The sequence below is a fragment of the Dialister sp. UBA1703 genome, from assembly GCA_002320515.1.
Lineage (GTDB): Bacteria > Bacillota > Negativicutes > Veillonellales > Dialisteraceae > Dialister.
Genome location: DCJJ01000139.1, coordinates 1 through 3,904 on the forward strand (window position 1 = coordinate 1; position 3,904 = coordinate 3,904).

The 3,904-nt window shown below is 52.7% G+C and carries 3 protein-coding genes; all 3 read right to left on the bottom strand.

Annotation, left to right across the window (positions count from 1 at the left end; translation table 11 throughout):
- Positions 1–177 precede the first annotated feature (177 nt).
- Positions 178–870, bottom strand: coding sequence for an amino acid ABC transporter permease (locus B2Y11_RS06080; RefSeq protein WP_291057344.1), 693 nt, complete (start codon positions 868–870; stop codon positions 178–180).
- A gap of 15 nt (positions 871–885) precedes the next feature.
- A complete protein-coding gene (locus tag B2Y11_RS06085; protein ID WP_291057346.1) occupies positions 886–1,638 on the bottom strand; it encodes an amino acid ABC transporter ATP-binding protein in 753 nt (250 codons plus the stop codon).
- Positions 1,639–1,833: 195 nt separating this feature from the next.
- Positions 1,834–3,489: a phospho-sugar mutase gene (locus B2Y11_RS06090; protein WP_291057348.1), complete on the bottom strand. Its 1,656-nt coding sequence runs from the start codon at positions 3,487–3,489 to the stop codon at positions 1,834–1,836.
- Positions 3,490–3,904: the final 415 nt, after the last annotated feature.

Below are 3,904 nucleotides of genomic sequence, written 5' to 3' on the forward strand. Positions count from 1 at the left end.
CGGGCGCCGAGAGGCGCCTGAACCTTCAAGCCCGATAGGGCTTAGTCAGCGTTACGCATTGACCCTTCAGTGTCATATGTGACAATGCCCGTCGGTCGAAATGTCTCTTTTTATTATACAACATTCTATGAGAGAAAAATGAAAAAGCACCGGTTTTGCCGGTGCTTTCAGATTTCCTTATCTTACGCTTTTGACTTTCAAGTGTCTTTCGAGAACTCTGAGGCACATGGAGACGAAGAAGGTCATAATGAAGTAGTAGAGGGCTACAATGACCAGCGGCGGGAATGGCTGGAAGCTGATGCCCTGAATGGTAGTGGCAGTGTACATGAGGTCTGCCATGCCGATGACGGAGACCTGGGAGGATTCCTTGATGAGGGTTACGAATTCGTTGCCGATGACGGGAAGAATGTTCCTGATGGCCTGGGGAATGATGATGCGGATCATGGATTCCCACTTGGAGAAGCCCAGGGACATGGCCCCTTCCAGCTGGCCCTTCGGAATGGACTGGATGCCGGAGCGGACGATTTCACATTCGTAGGCGCCGGAGTTGATGATGAGGGCCAGCACGCCGGCGGAGAGTCTTTCAAAGTCCACGCCCAGAATCTGGAAGCTGGGGAAATGGATGCCCAGGAAGGGCAGTCCGAAGAAGACCAGGGAAATCTGTACCAGCACAGGGGTGCCGCGGATGATTTCCACGTATACCGCAGCAATGGCCTGCAGGATCTTGATGCCGGAAATCTTCATGAAAGCAAGGACGATGCCCAGGAGAAGTCCGAAGAAGCAGGACAGGAGGGATATAATAATTGTGATTTTTACGCCTGACATAAATATGTCATTATACTTGACCGCAGTGTCTATGACCATTTCCATAGCAGTGTCATCTCCTTAAATATCAGCATGAAGCAGGCGCTTCAGGAATGTCTGTGTTCTTTCTTCCTTCGGATGGATAAAGATATCTTCCGGATTTCCTTCTTCCACAATATATCCTTTATCCATGAACACCACATGACTGGAAACGCTTCTGGCAAACTGCATTTCATGGGTAACCACCGCCATGGTCATTCCGGCCAGGGCCACTTCTTTCATCACCGTTAATACATCGCCTACCAGCTCGGGATCAAGAGCCGACGTCGGTTCATCGAAGAGGAGCATTTTCGGCTTCATGGCCAAAGCTCTGGCAATGGCCACGCGCTGCTGCTGACCGCCGGAAAGTTCGCCGGGATAGTAGTCGGCCCTTTCTGCCAGCCCTACCCGGTCAAGAAGTTCCATGGCCTCTTCTCTGGCCTGGCTTCTGGGAATCTTCTTAATGTGGATAGGAGCGTACATGACGTTTTCCACAGCAGTAAACATGGGGAACAGGTTAAAGGACTGGAACACCATGCCCACGTCCCGGCGGAGCATTTTCACATCCGTCTTTTCGTTGACCCTTTTCCCTTCAAACCACAGCTCCCCGCCGGTGGGTTTCTCCAGAAGGTTCAGACAGCGGAGAAAGGTACTCTTCCCGGAACCAGAAGGCCCGATAATGGTGCACACTTCACCGTTCTCAATTTTCATGCTGATATCCTTCAGCACTTCCACCTTTCCGAATGATTTCCGGAGGTGCTTTATTTCATAAATGATTTCTTTTTTATTTTCCATTTCACTCACGCCCTTCTATTTGTGAAGATTTTAGCATAAATATACAGTCAAGTCAAATATTTTCTGCATAAAATGCATAAAAAATACATTCTCTCTCCAGCGAGAAAGAATGTATGGAAAAATCGGTTTCCTCTGCACTTTGAAACAGAGAAAGCCGATTTCATTTCCTCCCTGTCATGGGAATATGCAGTATATTTATACAGAAAGAGCGAAATGCTTTTCCAGAAGGCTCCTGTACCGGTCAAAGAGGCGGAGGGCTTCCATTTCATCCCTCCCGCGGAGGGAGAAATAGAATTTAATCTTCGGCTCTGTGCCGCTGGGACGGATGGCCATCCAGCCGCCGCCGGAAAGGCGGTACTTCAGCACATTCTCCCGGGGAAGGTCTCCGATGCCTTTTTTGAAATCCAGGGTTTCCACCACCTCCGGAATGAGGGATTTCATATCCATGGACCGGGCTTCGTCCATAATGGCGGCAATGCGCGCTGCCCCTTCCATCCCCTTCAGGGTGTAGGAAACGCTCTTGTCGTAATAATAGCCAAAGCGACGGTAGAGATCCTCCAGCACGTCGGTCAGGGTCTTTCCTTCCTTTTTGAAATGGGCCGCCATTTCCGCAATGAGCATGGCTGTCACCACGGCATCCTTGTCCCTGGCGTGGGTGCCGGAGAGGTAGCCGTAGCTTTCCTCGTAGCCGAAGACGAAATCATGGGAGGGGTCCTTTTCCCACTCCGTCATCTTCTCGCCGATGTACTTGAAGCCCGTCAGGGTTTCTGCCACCTGCACGTGGAAGCTTTTCGCCACGTCCGCCCCCAGCTCGCCGGTAACCACAGTTTTCACCATGGAAGAAGCGGGGGTAAGCCTGTCTTTCCCTGTGGAAAGGAGGAAATAGAGAAGAAGCGCCCCCATCTGGTTTCCGGAAATCAGGGTGAAATCCCCGCCATTTCTTACAGCCGCTCCGATGCGGTCACTGTCCGGGTCCGTACCCATGACCAGGTCCGCCCCGATTTCCTTTCCCAGCTTCATGCCAAGGGACAGGGCATCCTCATTTTCCGGGTTAGGCGAAACTACGGTGGGAAAATCGCCGTCAGCCCTTTCCTGCTCCTTCACCACATGCACATCGCGGAAGCCGGCCTTTTCCAGAATTTTCCGCACCGGCACATTGCCGCTGCCGTGGAGGGGTGTGTACACCACCTTCAGAGGCGGCGGATTTCCCTGATACCGGGACTTTTGGAAAATGGTGTCAATGAAAAGATCCACCACATCCTGATCCAGCCAGGTCATGAGCTTCTCATCGGCTTTATCGTCAATGGAAGCCAGATCCTTCACCGCCTCCACATAGCCGGTGAGCACATCCGCCTTCTTCGGCACCAGCTGGCCGCCGTCTTCCCCGTACACCTTGTAGCCGTTGTACTCCGGCGGATTGTGACTGGCCGTGATGACAATGCCGCCCAGGGCGTGGAAATGACGGACTGAGAAGGAAAGCACCGGAATAGGCTCCAGCTCTTTGAAAATCTTCACCGGAATGCCGGAAGCCGTAAGGACAGCCGCCGCTTCCACCGCAAACTCCCTGGAATGGTTTCTGGAATCATAGGCAATCACCAGGCCCCGGGAAAGCTCCCCGGGATACAGAGCCTTCAGATATTCCGAAAGCCCCTTCGTGGCCCGGGCCACCGTATAGCGGTTCATGCGGTTCGTGCCGGCGCCCATGATTCCCCGAAGACCAGCCGTCCCAAATTCCAGATCCCTGTAGAACCGGTCTTCTATTTCTTTTTCATCATGAAGGGAGGAAAGCTCCTTCTTCGTACTGTCATCGGCCCAGGAGAGCCAGTCTTTATACGTTTCTTTATATCCCATATTTTTTAGTTCCTTTTTATAATTGACACGCCTGCGAACGGTCAGCCGACAATAGGAAGGCCCTTTTATGTGCAGGCTAAGGGCCAACTTCGGCTGACTTGCGCATTCTATGCAGAATGCGCACATGAGGGTTCAGAGGGTTCAGAAGGTTCAAAGGGGAAGGTTGACGGCCCTTCGGGCCGAGGGTTGTGGTGGCGGCTTCGCCGCAAGTAGAAAGGGGCGCGGCTTCGCCGCAGGTTGTGTAGAAGGGTTGTGTTTAAAGGGGCAGGGAAAAGGTTCTTAAGATGGATGCGCCCTGCGGGCGCAAGGGTTCTTAGGTTTGACGGGCCCTCTGGGCCCGAGGGTTGTGGATTGCCCCACAGGGGAAACGACTCACTGGATTTTCGGGTCGCTGTCGCTTCCCTACAGCACGGCT

What these genes read in the sequence shown, in the direction of transcription:
- B2Y11_RS06090 (WP_291057348.1), bottom strand. Translation starts at nt 3,489, where the DNA reads ATGGGATATAAAGAAACGTATAAAGACTGGCTCTCCTGGGCCGATGAC.
- B2Y11_RS06080 (WP_291057344.1), bottom strand. Translation starts at nt 870, where the DNA reads ATGGAAATGGTCATAGACACTGCGGTCAAGTATAATGACATATTTATG.
- B2Y11_RS06085 (WP_291057346.1), bottom strand. Translation starts at nt 1,638, where the DNA reads ATGGAAAATAAAAAAGAAATCATTTATGAAATAAAGCACCTCCGGAAA.